Origin of the sequence: Vibrio sp. OPT46, assembly GCF_015163535.1 — a bacterium.
Lineage (GTDB): Bacteria > Pseudomonadota > Gammaproteobacteria > Enterobacterales > Vibrionaceae > Vibrio > Vibrio alginolyticus.
This window is the reverse complement of sequence record NZ_JADDYG010000120.1, coordinates 1,523-5,290: the sequence shown is the minus strand read 5'-3', so window position 1 is coordinate 5,290 and position 3,768 is coordinate 1,523. Positions and strand designations below refer to the sequence as shown.

Sequence of the window (3,768 nt, the reverse complement as noted above, 5' to 3'; positions counted from 1 at the left end):
TCGACAACTTCAGGAATAGAGCAATTGAAAAAGATACCTGAAACATTTGTTTTCAACAGCGTATTAACCGCGACTTTAAGAGATTCCCCTGAGCGAAGACGAGCCAAAGAGTTAGGCTCATCCATTAAGGTGAAAGCAATATAATTGGGCTTATCTGTTTTGGCTAAAATTATTGATAGAACTTCAACTTCAGCGAGGCTAGACACGGTCTCAGCTAACCAAATATCAACATATTGATCTTGAGCTTCAAATAACTCAGAAGCCACTTCCAGTGCCCTTTTCGGCTCGAATAATTCAGGCCTGTAAGACCCCATTACAGGAGGAAGAGAACCCGCAACGAGCACTCTATCGTTAGAGCTGGTGACTACATCTCTGGCAATTTTGGCTGCAGATTTTGCTAACTCAGTCCCCCGTTTTGCATAGAGTTCCTCGCCTAAGTGAAATGGAACACATGCATAACTGTTGACAGTGATAATCTCTGCGCCAGCGTCTATGAAATTCTCATGTGCCATTTTTACATATTGTGGTGATTCAATTAGCGCTTGTGCACTCCAAAGCGGCTGAGAAAAAGGGGCGCCAATACGTTTTAACTCTCGCCCCATGCCACCATCTAAAATTGTTACTTTCTTCATTTAGACATCCATACCGCCAAACATCCATAAGCTCTATTCAAACACAATTTTTATCAATTCAAAATGAAATTGTTATGTTTAAAGTGAACAAAGACTTAATGGCTGATTAAACACTCTAGTATTTACCAGACCTTTCATTCGGACCAAGCTAATGTTATCGCCATTAACTTCGAGTAAAAATCCCATTATCTATGTCTCTCGGCGAGGCGGGCGTTACGAGCCACAATAGTGCATGAAGTGATTGAGGGACTAACCCTCAATCAAATTTTCTTTTTATTATAAGACCTTAGATAAAAACTTCTGTAATCTAGGATTGGAGGGGTTATCAAAAAATCGCTCAGGAGAGTCAGAAACCAAAAGCTCACCATCTTCCATAAACAACACCCTATCAGCGACCTCTTTTGCGAAACCCATTTCATGAGTAACCACGACCATGGTCATTCCGTCCCTGGCCAAATCTTTCATCACATCAAGAACTTCTCCAACCATTTCAGGGTCTAGTGCTGATGTGGGTTCATCAAACAACATAATGTTGGGCTTCATTGCTAACGCACGAGCGATTGCGACGCGCTGCTGCTGTCCACCTGATAAATGATTAGGATAATTATCCATTCTCTCCGACAGACCGACTTTATAAAGCAAATCTTTTGCTTCTTTCTTCACCGATTCAGGGTCACGTTTAGAAACCTTTAAAGGTGCTAACATGACGTTCTCTATCGCCGTTTTATGTGGAAAAAGGTTGAAGCCTTGAAATACCATGCCCACATCAGCGCGTAGTTTATTTATATCCGTAGATTTGTGGTACATATCGATACCATCTACGATTATAGACCCACTATTTATTGTCTCTAATTGATTGATCGTCCGTAAGAATGTTGACTTACCAGAACCTGACGGTCCTACGATGACAATCACCTCCCCTTTTTCTACATTTACCGATACGTCCTTGAGCGCATGGCAGCCATTAGGGTAAATTTTATTAATTGTTTTTGCTGAAATAATGTATTCCATTAATGACTCCACCATTAATCACTTGCTGCCAATTTCTTTTCTAACGTTTGTATTGCCCAAGATAAGGTACTAGTTAGAAGCAAATAAAGGGCCGCAACGGTAAACCAAACTTCAAATGGGGCAAAATTACCACTTACGACTTCCCTGCCCGCTTTTGTCAGATCAGTAATCGAAATCACGGAGACAAGTGAGGAATCTTTTATCAGGTTGATAAACTGCCCGGCTAAGGGAGGTAATGTCTGCTTAAACGCTTGAGGTAAAATGACATAAATCATCGCTTTGGGATAATTCATTCCTAGTGAACGCGCCGCTTCCATTTGTCCTCTTGGGATTGACTGGATTCCTGACCGCACAATTTCTGCGACATAAGCGGCGGTAAACACGGAGAGCGCTATCACTCCCGCAGTAAAACGCTCAAGGTCAAGCACAGTACCAATAAAGAAGTAAACGATAAAAATCTGTACTAAAAGAGGCGTTCCACGAATGACCTCGACATACACAAGCGCCAGCTTTTTTAATGCCGGATTGCTGGATATACGCATTAGTCCGACAACTAAGCCCAACGCTAGAGCAATGATAAGTGACCAGAGCGAGATTTTAATGGTCGTCACAACACCATCTAAAATTGGGCCAGAGCGCCACTCTTTTATAGTTGCTAAGGTATCTCCTTCAAAAATAAGATCACCTTCATAGACGTCCACAGACTTATATTGGCTTAGTTCAAGAACAATATCACCATGAATACTCTCCAGAGCCAGTTGGTTATTCTCGTCGAGAATGATGTTCCCATCGACAGGCGCGGTAATGGATGAAGCAGCGTTAGTGGCAATATAAGGAAGGACACGCTCCCAATTCCAGCTGTAATCGATTCGCTTACCTGACAGATAGACAAGACCGCAAATTGATAGCAAAACAAGAACAAAAACAGCGTTCCACAATAGGGATTTAAAGTTATTTTGCATGTGATTCCGAGAATGACTTTGATTAAAGTTGGTTGGGTATTTGAATAAAGAAAAGCGTTAGCTTCACAGCACGAACCGTTTGGTTGGCGATGAACCGAGCCAGAAGCTAACCGCTCCTCTACAATAACAATATGATTACTTGACTTGCTTTAACCATTTATCGTCGTTAAACCACTTATCGTAAATGCGATCGTAAGTTCCATCGCCCTTAATTTGACGTAAATAGTTGTTTAAGAAGTTAAGCGTATCTGGATTTCCTTGCGGCACAGCCCAACCCAAAGGCTCGTAAGTAAACGGTTTAGCCAAGTGCATTAACTGCCCTTTGTTTTCCGCCACATAAATAGAGTTGTAAGGAAAGTCATAAACAAACGCATCTACCTTTCCGTTGGCAACCTCAAGTACCGCTTCAGACTGAGTTTCGTATAGATTTATCTTAGCTTTCGGAAGGTATCGTTTTACCGCTTGCTCACCCGTTGTCCCAAGCTTAGTTGCAACAACATAATCTGGACTATTGAGATCTCGGTAACTAGACACTTTACCTTCATGTTTGAGATCTACGAGAATAGATTGACCAATAACCACATAGGGATCAGCGAAATTCACCTGAGTATTTCGCATAGGTGTGATAGTCATCCCGCCCATAATCATGTGACACTTACCAGTCAACAGTGTTGGGATAATGCCATCCCATGAAGTGTTTACCGGCACAAACTTAACATCCATGGCACGCGCCATTTGCTTACCCAAATCGATATCAAACCCAATGTACTGCCCATTTTTTGCTGTCATTTCAAAAGGCATATACCCAGAATCAAAGCAGACTTTTAGCTCCCCTGTACTTTTGATGTCGTCTAAAATTGGGTCTGCATTAACCGTCGTCGAAACAGCTAACCCCAGTGCAGCAAAACACAATAACTTTTTCATGGATATTCCTTTATCATTTTTTGTAAAGTTTTTTTATACACGACAATAGAATAAAAAACCACAAATAATGACTTTTTAATCACTAGAATTTGTAGAATCGTCACTAAGACGGAAGATCTGAATGAAAATCTATACCAAGGCATTGCAATTGAATTGCATGCATTAAGTGATTAAGTTGTAGGCAGGTCACTATAACGACAACAAACATACGCTTTGACTGAATAGTCAGCGTTTCCGAA

Annotated in this window: 4 protein-coding genes; all 4 read right to left on the bottom strand. The window is 41.2% G+C overall.

Features of this window, described 5'->3' with window-relative positions; all coding sequences use genetic code 11:
• On the bottom strand, window positions 1-632 hold a 632-nt coding region (locus IQR33_RS05245; RefSeq protein ID WP_193843574.1), incomplete at its 3' end, for a homocysteine S-methyltransferase family protein.
• A 276-nt stretch (window positions 633-908) separates the two neighbouring features.
• The gene (locus IQR33_RS05240; RefSeq protein WP_193837351.1) at window positions 909-1,643 is read right to left on the bottom strand and encodes an amino acid ABC transporter ATP-binding protein; all 735 of its coding nucleotides are present in this window, start codon (window positions 1,641-1,643) and stop codon (window positions 909-911) included.
• A 14-nt stretch (window positions 1,644-1,657) separates the two neighbouring features.
• Window positions 1,658-2,605, bottom strand: coding sequence for an amino acid ABC transporter permease (locus tag IQR33_RS05235; protein WP_193837350.1), 948 nt, complete (start codon window positions 2,603-2,605; stop codon window positions 1,658-1,660).
• Between the two features lie 135 nt (window positions 2,606-2,740).
• Window positions 2,741-3,529 (bottom strand): transporter substrate-binding domain-containing protein, encoded by a 789-nt coding sequence (locus tag IQR33_RS05230; protein ID WP_017821680.1) that lies wholly within the window; start codon window positions 3,527-3,529, stop codon window positions 2,741-2,743.
• Window positions 3,530-3,768 lie beyond the last annotated feature (239 nt).

Bases quoted from the DNA above. Each gene is read 5' to 3' on its own strand.
- IQR33_RS05240 (WP_193837351.1), bottom strand. From the start codon at position 1,643: ATGGAATACATTATTTCAGCAAAAACAATTAATAAAATTTACCCTAAT.
- IQR33_RS05230 (WP_017821680.1), bottom strand. From the start codon at position 3,529: ATGAAAAAGTTATTGTGTTTTGCTGCACTGGGGTTAGCTGTTTCGACG.
- IQR33_RS05235 (WP_193837350.1), bottom strand. From the start codon at position 2,605: ATGCAAAATAACTTTAAATCCCTATTGTGGAACGCTGTTTTTGTTCTT.